The sequence below is a fragment of the Burkholderia sp. THE68 genome (assembly GCF_009938265.1).
Classification (GTDB): domain Bacteria; phylum Pseudomonadota; class Gammaproteobacteria; order Burkholderiales; family Burkholderiaceae; genus Caballeronia.
On the sequence record NZ_AP022318.1, the window covers coordinates 93,871 to 109,020 of the forward strand.

Sequence of the window (15,150 nt, forward strand, 5' to 3'; positions counted from 1 at the left end):
TCCATGCCCTCAGCCCTCGACGCTTTCCGCTTCATCGACGCATCCACGCTGCGCCACTGGCTCAACGACGGCCGCGAAATCGCGCTGCTCGACGTGCGCGAGGCCGGGCAATTCGGCGAAGGCCATCCGTTCTTCGCGACGCCCCTGCCCTTCAGCCGGCTCGAACTCGACGCGCCGCGTCTGTTGCCGCGCTTCACCGTACGCATCGTCCTGCTCGACGACGGCTACGCGCATGCGAGCGTCGCGCAGCGGGCCGCCGCGCGTCTGCGGCAACTCGGTTACGACGACATCGCGATACTCGAAGGCGGCGCGAGCGCCTGGCAACGCGCGGGCTATACGCTCTTTCGCGGCATCAACGTGCCGTCGAAGACGTTCGGCGAACTCGTCGAACGCGAGTACGGCACGCCGCATGTCAGCGCCGTCCAGTTGCAGCGCTGGCGCGCGGAGCGCGGCGGCTGTCCGATCGCGCTCATCGACGGGCGCACGCCTGATGAGCATCGCAGGATGGCGATACCGGGCGCGGTCTGCGTGCCCAATGGCGAACTCGCCGCGCACATCGACGCATTCGCGGGCTCGCCCGACACGACCATCGTGATTCATTGCGCGGGACGCACGCGCAGCATCATCGGCGCGCAGACCTTGCGCAATCTCGGTATCCGCCGTGACGTGTTCGCACTCGAAAATGGCACGCAGGGATGGACGCTCGCGGGCTTCGAGCTCGAACATGGCAGCACGCGCGGTCATGCCGATGCGCCGCTCGCCGGCTCCGACGCGCGCACGCGTGCGCAGGCGCTCGCGCAGCGCTTCGGCGTCGTCGCGCTCGATGAACGCACCGCGCGCGCCTGGCTCGACGACGCCACGCGCACGACCTATCTGCTCGACGTGCGCGCGCCGGAGGAATATGCGCGCGACGGCCTGCCGTTCGCGCAACACGCGCCCGGCGGCCAGCTCGTGCAGGCGACTGATCAGAGCGTCGCCGTGCGGCATGCGCGTCTGCTGCTCGTGGATCACGACGGCATTCGCGCGCCGGTCGTCGCGCACTGGCTCGTGCAACTGGGCTTCGAAGCCGCGACCGTCGATGCGGATATCGCCGCGCGCTTTGCGCCACGCGAGCATGCAAGGGCCGCGCGCGATGACGATGCAAGCGCGCATCCGGACCTCGCGGACGACTCCATCGTGCTCGATCTGCGTGCGAGCGCCGCGCATCGGCACGCGCGGCCTGCGGGTTCGCACTGGACGATTCGTCCGCGCGTTTTCGATACGTTGCGCGAAGCGCACGCGACGCACGATACGCCCATCGTGCTTTTCACCGATCCGAACGCGCGCCATGCCGCCCGCCTCGTCGCCGATGATCTGCGTGACGCGGGCTTCGCTCATGTGACGATCGCAGCGGCAGGTCTTGACGCGTGGCCGGGCGCGGTGGATCGCGCTGAACTGTATCTCACGCCCGAGCAACGCATCGACTTTCTCTTTTTCGTGCATGATCGTCACGAAGGCAATCTCGATGCCGCGCGCGCGTATCTCGCGTGGGAAACCGGCCTCATCGCGCAGTGCGCAGCCGACGAACTCGCCGCATTCCGCGTCGGTGAAGCGGCGCTGCTCGCGCAGCCATAACGAACATCACACAGCCATGTCCGACAAGAAGCCTTACCCTGTTCGCACGTTCGAAGACGTGCGCGAAACGCTGCTCGCCAGACGCGAGATCGCCTTGCTCGACGTGCGCGAAGAAGACCCGCACGCGCAGTGCCATCCGCTTTTTGCTGCGAATTTTCCGCTCTCGCGCATCGAACTCGATGCGTACGCGCGCCTGCCGCGCCGCAACGTGCCGATCGTCCTGCTCGACGACGGCGAAGGTCTCGCCGCGCGCGCCGCCGACAAGCTCGCCGAACTCGGCTTCACGGATGTCGCGCTGCTCGCGGGCGGTCTCGACGGCTGGATTCGCGCGGGCGGCGAAGTCTTCCGCGACGTCAACGTGCCGAGCAAGGCATTCGGCGAGTTCGTCGAAGCGAAGCGCCATACGCCTTCGCTGTCCGCCGAAGCGCTCGATGCGTTGCTGAAACATGGCGACGATCTCGTCGTGCTCGATGCGCGCCGTTTCGACGAATATCGCACCATGAACATTCCCGGCAGCGTCAGCGTGCCGGGCGCGGAACTCGTGCTGCGCGCGCGTGCGCTCGCGCCCGATCCGGCCACGCGCGTCGTCGTCAATTGCGCGGGCAGAACGCGCAGCATCATCGGCGCGCAATCGCTCGTCAATGCGGGGCTGCCGAATCCGGTGGCCGCGCTGCGCAACGGCACGATCGGCTGGACGCTCGCGGGGCAGACGCTGGAGCGCGGCAGCGAGCGGCGCTTCGATCCCGACGCGGGACGCGACGCGGCGCATCTCGGCGCATCGCGACAGGCCGCGCTCGCGCTCGCGACCCGCGCGGGCGTGCGCCGCACCTCGCTCGACGAAGCCGCGCGCTGGGCCGGCGATGCGTCGCGCACGACGTATCGCTTCGATGTACGCACGCCCGACGAATACGAAGCCGCGCACGCGAGCGGATATCGCAGCGCGCCGGGCGGCCAGCTCGTGCAGGAAACGGAGATGTTCGCGCCGGTGCGCGGCGCGCGCGTCGTGCTCTTCGATGATGACGGCGTGCGCGCGAACATGACGGCGTCGTGGCTCGCGCAGATGAACATCGAAAGCTATGTCGTCGATGACGCCACGCCGCGCGATCTGACCGAAAGCGGTGCGTGGCAGCCGCAGCGGCCCTTGCCGGCGACCGCACCGACGCTATCGCCGCAGCAGCTCGCGGCATTGCTCGACGATCCGTCGAGCGGCGTCGTACTGCTCGACTTCGCGCCGAGCGCGAACTACGTCAAGGCGCACATTCCCGCTGCGCACTGGATTCTGCGCTCGCATCTCACGCCCGCTCATGACGAGCTGCGCAATCTGCCCGATGCGAAGCGCTACGTGCTCACATGCGGCACGAGCGCGCTTGCGTCCTACGCGGCCGCCGATGTCGCGGCGCTGACTGGCAAGCCCGTTCACGTCCTCGAAGGCGGCAATGCGGCCTGGAGCCGCGCCGGTTTGCCGACCGAAGGCGGCGAAGCAAGGCTCGCGTCGCCGCGCATCGATCGCTATCGCCGTCCGTATGAAGGCGTCGACAATGCGCGCGAGGCGATGCAGGCGTATCTCGACTGGGAATACGGGCTCGTCGCGCAACTGGAGCGCGACGGCACGCATGGATTCTTCGTGATCTGAGCGGATCAGGCGCCGATGCTCGCGTAATACCCCATCCCCAGATGGATCAGCTCGCCGACGATCACCACGACGAGCAGCCCCACGATCCAGCGCCGCGCCTGCTCGGAGATCGCAAGCCTTGCGCCCAGCAGGCCTCCGGCGACGCTGCCGAGCGCCATGATGCCGCCGGTCTTCCAGTCGATGCTCTGATGCGCGGCGAAGATCGCCATCGCCACGACCGTCGTGGTGAGCGTCGCCAGATTCTTGATCGCGTTCGCCTCGACGAGCGTGATGCCGCACGTCAGCACGAGCACGAGCAACATGTAGGTGCCCGAGTCCAGCACGATGAAGCCGGTCCAGATGCCGACGATGAACAGCAGGGACATCGGTTTCCAGTCCAGCCGGACGTCGCTGTCGGATGCCGACGTCAGCAGGTTCTTGAGCTTCGTCAGCACGAGAATGAGCGCGACGACCACCGCGGCCACGATGGCCAGCCTGAGATCGTGGCTCGGCATGAGTTCGCTCAGCAGCGCGCCGACGGCGGCGCCCAGCGTGAGCGGAGCGGCAACGATGAGTGCGCGTTTCCATGGAATCGCGCCCTCGCGCGCCAGCCCGACCGTTGCGGCGAGCGCGCCGACGAGGACCGGCACGCGATTGGTTGCGTTGGCCGCGACCGCGTGCAGTCCGACCGACATCAGGACCGGCAGCGAGACCGCCGATCCTGACGACGCGACTGTGTTGAGAAAGCCGCAGAACAGCCCCGCAGCGATGACGATGACGATGGTTTCCGGCGTGAATGCCATGGCACTTCCCTCGCTGTAGCGATTATTCGATCGGTCGCAGTCTAGGGTGTTGCCGGCCGGCTGTCTGTCCTCACGAAATGGGACAGGAAATCGGTTAACACAGAGCTAATTCAGTGCCTCCAGAATGCATCGCATACCGGATCGGAGGAAAAAAATGAGCCTGCTAACCGATGAACGAATGAACACGTTGAGCGAGATTGCCGCTGATTGTTTCGATGTCGATTTCGAGCGCGGCGGTGCGCTCGGCGACGGCATTCTCGTCAAGCCGATGGATATCGTGCGCGCGCTGGAAAGTGCCTACGACATGGGGCTGATCGCGGGATATCAGTTGACGCATGGGACGCTGCGGGCGCGGTGAGTGCTGCGCGACGGCTGGCAGCCTCACCACGCCGACGCCTCATGCGTACCGCACCCTCGCCGCCTTCATCGCGCCACAGATCGCGCTCACATGCCGATGATCCGTGCCACAACACCCGCCCACCACATTCATGCGCGGCAACCACGCGTGCAGCGCACGATACTGCGCGCCGAGTTCCACGGGATCGCCGTCGTCGAGATCGGCGGCGTCGTCGAGGTCGGCATGACTGCGCCGTGACGCGTTGGCGCGGATGCCATGCACGCGGTCGCGCCACGCGCCGCCATCGCCGAGTACGGTTTCGAAATGCGACGGATGCGCGCAATTGATCATGTAGTACGCGGCGTAGGCGTCCGTTTGGGCATCGGCGCGCTCGATGACATCGCCGAGTGCATCGCCCGACGGCAGACGTCCATCGGTTTCGAGCGTGAACGAGATCGCCACGGGCATGCCGCGCGCCCGGGCGGCATCGATCACGCCGATGCCCTCTTCCGGATACGTGATCGTGAAGGCCGCGATCATGTCCGCTTCGGTTGCCGCGAGCGTATCGATCTGCGGCTGGTGATACGCGCGCGCCTCTTCGCGGCTCATGCGCGACTCGACGCGATACGCATCGCCGCGCGGCCCCAGACACCCGCTGATGACGATGGGCGTGTTCGGCGTTTCAAACGCCTCGCGCACCCGCACAAGCAAATCGATCGCCTGCCGGTTGGCGTGCGCGAGCGCGGCATCGGAATAGCCCAGCTTGCGGCCCCAGTCCGCATTCGCGCGCCATGTCGGCGCTTCGAGCACCAGGCCGACGCCCTCGCTTTGCGCCAGCGCCGCATAGCGCCGGAAATACGCGTCGAGGCGCGCCGTGCCCGCGGCGTCCTTCAGAAGATCGAACGCGGCGAAGCACGGCAGCTCGATGCCATCGTGAAAGATCAAGGTCGTTTCGATGCCGCCGTCGGTCATGAAAAGCGCGTCGTCGAGCTGCGGAAGGTGCGTGCGGTACTGGCTCATGGTCATGCTCCGTCTACGAGGTCCACGTCAATGAAAGGAGGAGATACAACACGCGCGTGCCGTTGCCCGTCCCTGTGGGAGCCGGCTGGCGCACACGCCTTCCTTACACTTAAATAACAATACGACGGAGCCACGATACGACCCGCGCGCGTTCGACACCAAAGCCATTTCGGCAACTAACCGGACAAAACGGCCATGAACGACCGATCACCCGTGCGCATCTGCATCCTCGCGCTGCCCGAGACGTCGGCGTCGGTGGTGTACGGCATGTACGACATGTTCATGTCGGCGGGACGCGACTGGGGTCTCATCGTCGAGGGCACGCCGGGGCGCGCGCCGATCGCGCCCATGGTCGTGTCGCGTCACGGCGGCGCGTTCATCGCCGGCAACAACGTGCGTATCACGGCGGAGGCGACGCTCGATGCCTGCGATGACGCCGATGTCATCTGCGTGCCCGAGCTGCTGGTGCCGCCCGGCGAGCCGCTCGCGGGCCGCTTCGACGATGAAATCGCGTGCCTGCGACGCTGCCATGCGCAGGGCAAGATCCTCGCGACGGCATGCTCGGGCGCGATCCTGCTCGCGGAAGCGGGCCTCCTCGATGGCCTCGATGCGACCACGCACTGGGCGTACTGCGATTTCATGTCACGGCAATATCCGTCGATCAAAGTGCGCGCGCATCGCGCGCTCGTCGCATCGGGCGACGGCGAGCGGCTCATCATGGCGGGCGGCGGCACGTCGTGGCTCGATCTCGCGCTGTATCTGATCGCGCGGCTCGCGGGCATCGAAACCGCGATGCAGACGGCGCGCATCAATCTCGTCGACTGGCACGACGTCGGCCAGCTGCCGTTCGCGCGGCTCGCGCGCACGCGGCAGGCGGAAGATGCGGTCATCGCGCGGTGTCAGTCGTGGATCGCCGAGCACTATGCGCAGCCCTCGCCCGTCGGCGCGATGATGCAGATGAGCGGCCTGCCCGAGCGCTCGTTCAAGCGCCGCTTTCAGCAGGCGACCGGCATGTCGCCGCTCGCGTACGTGCATACGCTGCGGCTGGAGGAAGCCAAGCAGATGCTCGAAACCGACCGTCAGCCGATCGAGGCCATCGCCAATGAAGTCGGCTATGAAGACGCGGGATTCTTCAGCCGGCTGTTCAGACGCAAGGTGAGTCTCACGCCGGCACAATATCGCCGCCGCTTCGGCGCGATGCGCGATGCGATCGGCTGCATCAGCGAGAACCGGTAAGCGTCGTTCCCGCCACCCGACGCGGCAGATGCGGCGCCGTCTGCGCAATGTGATCGAGTTCGTCGCGAACCGCGTCGATCACGCACGCGTCGCGCACGCAGGGATCGGCGGCGTGGATCGCTTCGAGCCGCCGCCGCACCGCGCCGTACTGCGCGCCCGCACGGCGATGCAGCTCGGCGCGCTCGCCGTAACGCAGGAATGTCTGCAACGAGGCGAGCACGGCGGCGCTCAGACTCGTCATGCCGATGACGACGCGCACATCCGGCGACACCGCTGTCGCGACGAGCGACAGAAACGCCGATGTGCCCGTCGCCGCCGTAATGCCGATGACGGCGAGCCCCAGACGCCGGCCGCAGCGCGTCAGGCGGTCGGCCATCGCGTAATGGCGAAGCTGCGATTCGCGCGCGCGCCGGACCCACGTCAGCACGAGCGATGACGTGTCGCGAGGTGGATCGTACGAGGATGCGGAGCCGGCTGGCGAAAGTTCCAGGGACGTGTCGGTCATGTTCTAAGCGTTGTGCGAACAGACCTCATCTTTGCCGCGAATGCGGACAGATCACGTCCCGATCACCCCGCGACTCACTTGTCGTTGCGCGGCGGCTGGATCATCTTCCAGCCATTGCCGGCGGGATCGCGGAAGCCGGCGTCGACACTGCCGAAGCGATCGACCGGCTCCTGTGTGAACTCCACGCCGCTCGCCTTCAGCCGTTCGTAGCTCGCGCGGCAATCGGCGACATTGAGCACGAGCGGCGGCATCGCGCCCTTGGCGACCATCGCGCGCAGGGTTTGCGCCGTCGCGTCGTCGTGAACGGGCGGGCCGGGCGCGAACAGGCCGAGCTGGAACGACGGCTGATCCGGATGCTGCACGGTGAGCCATCGGTACGTGCCGTTGCGCACGTCGGTGTGGACGCGGAATCCGAGCTTGTCGACGTAAAACGCGAGCGCTTCGTCCTGATCGTCGACATAGATGCCTGCCACGCTGATGCCCTGGTTCATGTGACCTCCTTCGTTGAAGATGGGCGCACTTTACCGTTCGCGACGCGCCGCCGCTTCTCCAAAACTGCGATGTTGAGATCCGGGCGCTGCGCGGCCTTCAGCACGCAGGCGGGCACGCGATCGATCGCGTGGTTATCGCTGCGGGATGCGGCGCGCATCGCGCCCGGACTGTGGCCGGTGATATCGCGAAAGATGCGGCCGAAGGTGCCGAGGCTTTCCCAGCCGGTGACGAATGCGATGTCGGTGATGGGAAGATCGGTATCGCGCAACAGCGTGACGGCCTGCTCGATGCGCCGCGTCAACAGATAGCGATGCGGCGGAAGGCCGAACGCGCGCTTGAACGAGCGCGCGAAATGGGCTTCCGAGACGCCGCTGACTTCGGCCAGCCGCCTGACCGGCCAGTCTTCGTGCGACGACGCATCCATGCGGTCCTTCGCGCGCAGAAGGCGGCGCAGCAGGGCCGGGTCCTGCAAGGCGTCGGGGTCGTGGGATGGCATGTGGCGTCGGGACGAAAATGCGTGCGGCTAGTTTAACTGGACGCGCCCCGCCCCTCACAGCAACGGCAGCGTGAGCCTGATGTGTTCCGCGAACGCCGCCGTCAACAGCGACGGACGCTCCCGCGCAAACTTCAGCGATATGCCCACGCCCGGCAACGCGGGCAATCCGGTATCCGCGTTCAGCACGCAGAGATCCGCAGGCACCGCTGTCTGTGTGATGACCGCGAAAGCCTGACCCGAGCGCACCAGCGCGGTGAGTCCCGCGAGACTGCTGCTCGCATACGCGATGCGATACGCCTTGCCCGCGCGCTGCAACGCCTCGCATGCGGCGATATGGTCGAGCGTGTCCGGATCGGAGAGCGCGAGCGGCAACGGATCGTAGTGCGCGGATTCCATCCCCGGGCAGCCGATCCACACGAGCTGCTCGCGCCGGATGACCTCGCCGCCGGGGCTGTCTTCGGGCAGCGAGAGCATCGCGAGATCCAGCGCGCGTTTCTTCAACTGCTCGGCGAGCCGGGGCGTCGGACCGCACACGACTTCGACCAGCGCATGCGGATGCTGGCTGGAAAACTGCCGCAGCAGCGTCGGCAAAAAGACGGCGGCGTAATCGTCCGGACAGCCGAAGCGGATGCTGCCCGAAAGGCCCTTGCCGCAGAGATCGGCCATGGCTTCGTCGTGCAGGCGCAGGATGCGTTGCGCGTGAACCAGCAGGCGCTCGCCGGGATTGGTCAGCACGACGCCACGGCCGGTGCGCTGAAAGAGCGGCTGATCGACGATATCCTCCAGCCGCTTCATCTGCTGGCTCAGCGCCGATTGCGTCCGGCCGATGCGCTCGGCGGCGCGGCTCAGCGCCCGCACTTCGGCGATGACCGCGAACGAGCGCAGCAATTCGATCTCCAGCGAAAGGCTCAAGATATTAGATCCTCTTCTATCTCGCATTAGAACTATTCGATTCTATAAAACCACAGCGCCGACTACACTGCAAATTCCTCTCACCATCCGCCAGGAGAAGCACGGTGTCCCTGAACAACGACGCAACTTTTTGGCACAACGCCAGGCAGCATCTGATTCGCTACGGCGGCACCTTCGAGCCGATGATCATCGAGCGCGCGCAGGGCAGCTTCGTCTACGACGCCGATGGCCGCGCGATTCTCGATTTCACGTCGGGCCAGATGAGCGCGGTGCTCGGCCACAGCCATCCCGACATCGTCTCGGTAATCAGCGAATATGCGGGCAAGCTGGACCATCTGTTCAGCGGGATGCTGTCGCGTCCCGTGGTCGATCTCGCGACGCGTCTCGCCGATATCACGCCCGCCGGCCTCGATCGCGCGCTGTTGCTCAGCACCGGCGCGGAGTCGAACGAGGCCGCGATCCGCATGGCCAAGCTCGTCACGGGCAAATACGAAGTCGTCGGCTTTGCGCAGTCGTGGCACGGCATGACGGGCCATGCCGCGTCGGCGACGTACAGCGCCGGGCGCAAGGGCGTCGGTCCGGCGGCGGTCGGCTCGTTTGCGATTCCCGCGCCGTTTGCGTATCGCGCGCGCTTCGAACGCAACGGCCAGTACGACTGGCTCGCGGAACTGGATTACGCGTTCGATCTCATCGACCGGCAGTCGAGCGGCAATCTCGCGGCGTTCATCGCGGAACCGATTCTGAGTTCGGGCGGGATCATCGAGTTGCCGGAAGGCTACATGGCGGCGCTCAAGCGCAAGTGCGAGGAGCGCGGCATGTTCCTGATCCTCGACGAAGCGCAGACCGGCATCGGCCGCACGGGCACGATGTTCGCGTGCCAGCGCGACGGCGTCACGCCCGACATCCTCACGCTATCGAAAACGCTCGGCGCGGGTTTGCCGCTCGCGGCGGTCGTCACGTCGGCGGAGATCGAGGAACGAGCGCATGAACTCGGCTATCTGTTCTACACGACGCACGTGTCCGATCCGCTGCCGGCAGCCGTCGGACTACGCGTGCTCGATGTGGTCGAACGCGACGGGCTCGTCGCGCGCGCGAACGTGATGAGCGCGCGGCTCAGACGCGGACTGCTCGATCTGATGGAGCGCTTCGACTGCATCGGCGATGTGCGTGGACGTGGTCTGCTGCTCGGCGTGGAAATCGTCAGGGATCGCCGCACGAAAGAACCCGCCGATGGACTGGGCGCGAAGATCACACGCGAGTGCATGAATCTGGGCCTCAGCATGAATATCGTGCAGTTGCCCGGGATGGGTGGGGTGTTTCGCATCGCACCGCCGCTTACCGTCAGCGAGGAAGAAATTGATCTCGGGCTTGATTTGCTGAGCAAGGCTATCGAGCGGTCGCTATAGGTCCGAGGGCGTCGCCGCGTGCGACGCCCCAACCATTTACCCGCCCGCCGCCGCGCGCTCGATCGCGTCGATGTCGATCTTCTTCATCTGCATCATCGCGTCCATCGCGCGTCGCGCGGCTTCGCGATCGGGGCTGTTGAAAATCTCGAGCATCCGCTTCGGCGTGATCTGCCAGGAAAAGCCCCAGCGGTCCTTGCACCACCCGCACGGTCCCTCCTCGCCGCCATTGCCGATGATCGCGTTCCAGTAACGATCCGTCTCCTGCGCGCTGTCGGTGTGGACCATGAAGCTCACCGCTTCATTCGGCTTGAAATTCGGGCCGCCGTTCAGCCCGAGAAAACGCTGACCCAGCACGGTGAATTCGACGGTCAGTTCAGGCCCCTGCCCCACGCCCGGCTTCGCGGAAACGTGCCCCGCGCCGACATGGCTATCCGGAAACGTGGCGGCGTAGAACTCCGCCGCCTCACGCGCGTCGCCATCGAACCACAGACAATTGACTAGCTCGGCCATCGCGTTCTCCTTCGAGACAGTGGACAGTGCGCCGACGATATCACGCCCGCGCCACCGCGCGCGCCCGGCCCCGCGCGGACGGCACGACTTCCGCCAGCAATTCCTCGTGCAGCGCGCGCAACACCTCGACGAACGCCGACGCAAGCCGCTCGCGCGGCCGATGCGGCGGAAACAGCAGATAGGTCGGAAAGCGCACCGCCGGCAGGAACGGACGGATCGCGATATCCGGTCCTCGGAAATCGCGCGCGACGATCGGATGCGCAAGCGTCACGCCCATGCCGTGCCGCACCATCTCGCAGCACATCGCGGTGTATTGCGCCTCGATCGCGAGCACGCGCTTCACGCCCGCGCGCTGGAACACTTCGTCCATCAACGCGCGCGTGCCGTCGCCGTGACACAGCGAAATGAACGATTCGCCTTCCAGATCCTCCGGCCTGATGACGCGCTTCGCCACGAGCCGATGCTTCGCCGGCATCACGCACACGGCGGACACGCTCGATAGCTGCTCCACATCGCAGTTCGACGCCTCGCTCACATACACGGCAACGCCCAGATCGCAGAACTGCGACGCCGTCCAGTGATTCACCGTGCCCGACGTGTTCACATGCAGCGACACCGTGACTTCCGGAAATAGCTCGACGAAGCGCTTGATCGCGTGCGGCACGAGCGTGATGCCCGCCGAAGGCATCGCCGCAATGCGCAAACGGCCGCTGCCGAGATTGCGGATCTGCGCCGCCGCATTCGCGAGTCCCTGCAAGCCGACGAACGCACGTTCGACCTCGCGGAAGAAGGCGGTACCCTCGCTCGTGGGAATCAGCCGCACGCCGCTGCGCTGAAAAAGCTGCAGACCGGTTTCGCGCTCCAGTTGCGAAATCAGCCGGCTGACATTGGGCTGCGACGTGAACAGCGCCTTGGCCGCCGCGGTCATGGATCCGGACACCATCACCTCGCGAAACGCCTCGATGTGCTTCAGATTCATGGGTATTTTCCCCGTATTTTCCCCGTATTTTCCCTATTCTCGACGATCCCGATCCATATCATCCCTGCATAGATAAGTATTTTATTCGTATTGGACGATATGACCACCCGGCGCGACACTTCATTCCATCGACGGGCAAACGAGCCCGCTCCCCACGTAACGGAACTGGAGATCGTCGTCATGAGAAGCGCGCTGCCTCGCCGTCTGTCCGTCCTGTCCCGCACCGCGTTCGCGGTCCTTTCGATCACCGGAGCACTCGCCGCCCACGCCGAAACCACGCTCTATGTCGCCAACGTCGGCGGTTCGAACGAGCAGCTGTATCGGCAGAAGATCATTCCGCCGTTCGAGAAGGCGCACGACGTCAAGGTCGTCTACGTCGCGGGCAATTCGAGCGACACGCTCGCCAAGCTCCAGGCGCAAAAGGGCCATCAGCAGATCAACGTCGCCGTGATGGACGACGGCCCCATGTATCAGGCGATGCAGATGAACCTGTGCGCGAAGCTCGACGACGCGCCGATCATGAACGACGTCTATCCGCTCGCGAAGCTCGGTCCCACGTCGATCGGCGTCGGCATGGTGGCGACGGGAATCGGCTACAACGAGCAGGCGTTCAAGAAGGCCGGCCTGCCGCCGCCCGATTCGTGGAAGGCGCTCACCGACAAGCGCATCAAGGGCAAGCTCGGCGTGCCGCCGATCACCAACACCTACGGCCTGCATACGCTCGTGATGCTCGCGCGGCTGTCCGGCGGCGGCGAGAAGAACATCGATCCGGGCTTCACCGAAATGACGAAGCAGGTCGCGCCCAACGTGCTCTCGTGGGCGCCGACGCCCGGCGAGATGGACGGCCAGATGCAGTCCGGCGACGTGATTCTCGCGCCCTACGGCAGCGGCCGCGCGGTGGCCCTGCAGAACACCGGCTTTCCGCTCAAGTTCGTCTACCCGAAGGAAGGCGCGGTCGCGTTGCAGGTGGCGGCGTGCGTCGTCGCGGAGAACGCGCAGCCCGCCCTGTCGCAGCAGTTCGTGCAGTATCTTCTGACGCCCGAAGTGCAGATGCTGCAGGCGCAGAACATCGGTCTCGGGCCGGTCAACAAGACCGTCAAGCTGACGCCGGAAATCGCCGCGCGCGTGCCCTACGGCCCCGAGCAGATCTCGAAGCTCACCGCGATGGACTGGGCCACGATCAACCAGCATCGCACCGAGTGGACCGAGCGCTGGAACCGTTCGGTCGAGCGCTGAAGCGCGCCCACGATCCGTTGACGTGACGAAGGAGCAACGCGCATGGCCTTTCTGACTCTGCAAGGCATTTCGAAACGCTACGGCGATTTCACGGCGATCGAGCAGCTCGATCTGGCGGTCGAGCGCGGCGAGCTATTGTCGCTGCTCGGCCCGTCCGGCTGCGGCAAGACCACCACGCTGCAAATGGTCGCGGGCTTCGTCACGCCGACGACCGGCCGCATCGAACTCGATGGACGCGACATCACCCACGAGCGCCCGGAAAAACGCGGCATCGGCGTGGTGTTTCAGAGCTACGCGCTGTTTCCGCACATGACGGTGGCGGGCAACGTCGGCTTCGGACTGGAGATGCGCAAGGTGAAGCGCCGCGAGCGCGACGAACGCGTCGCCGAAGCGCTCGCGCTGGTGCGTCTGAACGGACTCGGGCATCGCTATCCGAAGGAACTGTCGGGCGGCCAGCGGCAGCGTGTGGCGATCGCCCGTGCTATCGCGATGCAGCCCGAACTGCTGCTGCTCGACGAACCGATGTCCAATCTCGACGCCAAGCTGCGCGAGGAGATGCACATCGAATTGCGCGCGATCCAGAAGCGTCTTGGCATCACGACGATCCTCGTCACGCACGATCAGGTCGAAGCGATGACGATGAGCGACCGCATCGCGGTGATGCATCGCGGCGCGATCTCGCAGCTCTCCACGCCCTACGACGCCTACGAGCGCCCCGCGACGCCGTTCGCGTCGACCTTTCTCGGTCGCACCAATGCGTTTTCCGGCGAAGTGCTGCGGCGCAATCCGCGCTGCGCGATCGTCGACGTCGCGGGCACGCAGATGCATGTGCCGCACGAAGGCCGTCATGTCGATGGCGCGGTGAACGTCTACATCCGTCCGGAGAAGGTGCATCTGGCGAACGGCAAGACTGGCGATGCCCGCGTGCGCGGCCGCATCGCGACGCGCGTGTTCGTCGGCAATCAATGGCTGCTCGAAGTGGAGACCGGCCTCGGCAAGCTGCGCGTGGCGCAGCCGAATCACGGCGCGCCGCCGCCTGAGGAAGGCGACGAAGTCGGTCTCGACTGGACCGACGACGACCTGCGCGTGCTCACCCAGGACATCCGGGAGAACGTCAATGGCCACGCTTGACGACGCCCGTCCCGGCGCCGCGCCGTGGCTGCTGTCGGGGCCCGCGCTGCTGCTTTTCATCGGCCTGCTGCTGGTGCCGCTCCTGCTCACGCTGATGCTGTCGTTCCGCGTGTTCAACGATACGGCCGGCGTCTTGCCCGCCTTTACGCTCGGCAACTACTGGGAAGTGATAAGCGATCCTTATTACGGCACGATCTTCCTGCGCACCGCCGGGCTCGCGTTCGCGGTCACGCTGCTCTCGATCGTGCTCGGCGTGCCGGAGACCATCGTGCTCGCGCGCATGAAGCGGCCGTGGCAATCGCTGTGTCTGCTGATCGTGCTCGGCCCGCTGCTCATCTCGGTGGTCGTACGCACGCTCGGCTGGCAGATCCTGCTCGGCAACAACGGCGTGCTCAACAACGTGCTGCAGGCGCTGCACGTCACCGACGAACCCATCCGCCTGGTCTTCACGATGACCGGCGTGATCATCGCGCTCACGCACGTGCTGGTGCCGTTCATGGTGATGTCGGTCTGGGCGACGATGCAGAAGCTCGACCCGCAGGTGGAATGGGCCGGCCGCTCGCTCGGCGGCTCGCCATTCGCGGTGTTTCGCCGCGTGGTGCTGCCGCAGATCATGCCGGGCGTGCTGTCGGGCTCGATCATCGTGTTCGCGCTGTCGGCGTCGGCGTTCGCCACGCCCGCGCTGATCGGCGGACGGCGGCTGAAAGTGGTGGCGACCGCCGCCTACGACGAATTCCTCGGCACGCTCAACTGGCCGCTGGGCGCGAGCATCGCAGTGCTGCTGCTGATTGCGAACGTGGCGATCGTGATGGGTTGCAGCCGTCTCGCCGAACGCCGCTTCCGGCATATCTTCGACTGAGC

At 66.0% G+C, this 15,150-nt stretch carries 16 protein-coding genes; 8 read left to right on the forward strand and 8 right to left on the reverse strand.

Annotation, left to right across the window (positions count from 1 at the left end; all coding sequences use genetic code 11):
- Positions 1-3 precede the first annotated feature (3 nt).
- Together BTHE68_RS26400 and BTHE68_RS26405 are read left to right on the forward strand one after the other, a co-directional pair.
- Entirely contained in the window at positions 4-1,614 is a 1,611-nt protein-coding gene (locus BTHE68_RS26400) for a rhodanese-like domain-containing protein (RefSeq protein WP_162069276.1), read from the forward strand.
- Positions 1,615-1,630: 16 nt separating this feature from the next.
- The gene (locus BTHE68_RS26405) at positions 1,631-3,247 is read left to right on the forward strand and encodes a rhodanese homology domain-containing protein (protein WP_162069277.1); all 1,617 of its coding nucleotides are present in this window, start codon (positions 1,631-1,633) and stop codon (positions 3,245-3,247) included.
- 5 nt (positions 3,248-3,252) lie between these two features.
- On the opposite strand, the gene BTHE68_RS26410 is transcribed toward BTHE68_RS26405, so the two are convergent.
- Positions 3,253-4,029, reverse strand: a complete 777-nt coding sequence (locus BTHE68_RS26410) for a sulfite exporter TauE/SafE family protein (protein ID WP_162069278.1) — start codon at positions 4,027-4,029, stop codon at positions 3,253-3,255.
- Between the two features lie 154 nt (positions 4,030-4,183).
- On the opposite strand from BTHE68_RS26410, the gene BTHE68_RS26415 reads away from it, so the two are divergent.
- Entirely contained in the window at positions 4,184-4,387 is a 204-nt protein-coding gene (locus BTHE68_RS26415; protein WP_162069279.1) for a hypothetical protein, read from the forward strand.
- Positions 4,388-4,426: 39 nt separating this feature from the next.
- Here BTHE68_RS26415 and BTHE68_RS26420 read toward each other — a convergent pair whose 3' ends face one another.
- On the reverse strand, positions 4,427-5,386 hold the full coding sequence (locus tag BTHE68_RS26420) for a homocysteine S-methyltransferase family protein (RefSeq protein ID WP_162069280.1): 960 nt from the start codon (positions 5,384-5,386) through the stop codon (positions 4,427-4,429).
- Between the two features lie 195 nt (positions 5,387-5,581).
- Between BTHE68_RS26420 and BTHE68_RS26425 the strand changes: the two genes are divergently transcribed.
- On the forward strand, positions 5,582-6,622 hold the full coding sequence (locus BTHE68_RS26425; protein WP_162069281.1) for a GlxA family transcriptional regulator: 1,041 nt from the start codon (positions 5,582-5,584) through the stop codon (positions 6,620-6,622).
- Here the strand turns inward: BTHE68_RS26425 and BTHE68_RS26430 are convergent.
- The 4 genes from BTHE68_RS26430 to BTHE68_RS26445 form a co-directional block, all read right to left on the reverse strand.
- Positions 6,606-7,127 (reverse strand): SLATT domain-containing protein, encoded by a 522-nt coding sequence (locus BTHE68_RS26430; RefSeq protein ID WP_162069282.1) that lies wholly within the window; start codon positions 7,125-7,127, stop codon positions 6,606-6,608. The two genes, BTHE68_RS26425 and BTHE68_RS26430, sit on opposite strands and share 17 nt — an antisense overlap.
- 74 nt (positions 7,128-7,201) lie before the next feature.
- On the reverse strand, positions 7,202-7,618 hold the full coding sequence (locus BTHE68_RS26435; RefSeq protein WP_162069283.1) for a VOC family protein: 417 nt from the start codon (positions 7,616-7,618) through the stop codon (positions 7,202-7,204).
- Positions 7,615-8,115, reverse strand: coding sequence for a helix-turn-helix domain-containing protein (locus BTHE68_RS26440; RefSeq protein ID WP_162069284.1), 501 nt, complete (start codon positions 8,113-8,115; stop codon positions 7,615-7,617). Before BTHE68_RS26440 ends, BTHE68_RS26435 begins: the two co-directional genes overlap by 4 nt.
- 54 nt (positions 8,116-8,169) lie before the next feature.
- Complete coding sequence (locus BTHE68_RS26445) at positions 8,170-9,054, reverse strand: LysR family transcriptional regulator (RefSeq protein WP_174258122.1); 885 nt, start codon at positions 9,052-9,054, stop codon at positions 8,170-8,172.
- 77 nt (positions 9,055-9,131) lie between these two features.
- Here BTHE68_RS26445 and BTHE68_RS26450 point away from each other — a divergent pair, with 77 nt between their 5' ends.
- Positions 9,132-10,433 (forward strand): aspartate aminotransferase family protein, encoded by a 1,302-nt coding sequence (locus BTHE68_RS26450; protein ID WP_162069286.1) that lies wholly within the window; start codon positions 9,132-9,134, stop codon positions 10,431-10,433.
- Between the two features lie 36 nt (positions 10,434-10,469).
- Here BTHE68_RS26450 and BTHE68_RS26455 read toward each other — a convergent pair whose 3' ends face one another.
- Positions 10,470-10,943 carry a VOC family protein gene (locus BTHE68_RS26455; RefSeq protein WP_162069287.1) on the reverse strand — a complete coding sequence of 158 codons (474 nt, stop codon included), beginning with the start codon at positions 10,941-10,943 and terminating at the stop codon, positions 10,470-10,472.
- Between the two features lie 40 nt (positions 10,944-10,983).
- Entirely contained in the window at positions 10,984-11,922 is a 939-nt protein-coding gene (locus BTHE68_RS26460) for a LysR substrate-binding domain-containing protein (protein WP_162069288.1), read from the reverse strand.
- 180 nt (positions 11,923-12,102) lie between these two features.
- On the opposite strand from BTHE68_RS26460, the gene BTHE68_RS26465 reads away from it, so the two are divergent.
- Genes BTHE68_RS26465 through BTHE68_RS26475 form a run of 3 tightly spaced genes read left to right on the forward strand, consistent with a single transcriptional unit; the run spans position 12,103 to position 15,148 of the window.
- A complete protein-coding gene (locus tag BTHE68_RS26465) occupies positions 12,103-13,158 on the forward strand; it encodes an ABC transporter substrate-binding protein (protein ID WP_162069289.1) in 1,056 nt (351 codons plus the stop codon).
- A 42-nt stretch (positions 13,159-13,200) separates the two neighbouring features.
- A complete protein-coding gene (locus BTHE68_RS26470; RefSeq protein WP_162069290.1) occupies positions 13,201-14,289 on the forward strand; it encodes an ABC transporter ATP-binding protein in 1,089 nt (362 codons plus the stop codon).
- Positions 14,276-15,148 (forward strand): ABC transporter permease, encoded by an 873-nt coding sequence (locus BTHE68_RS26475; protein WP_162069291.1) that lies wholly within the window; start codon positions 14,276-14,278, stop codon positions 15,146-15,148. Before BTHE68_RS26470 ends, BTHE68_RS26475 begins: the two co-directional genes overlap by 14 nt.
- Positions 15,149-15,150: the final 2 nt, after the last annotated feature.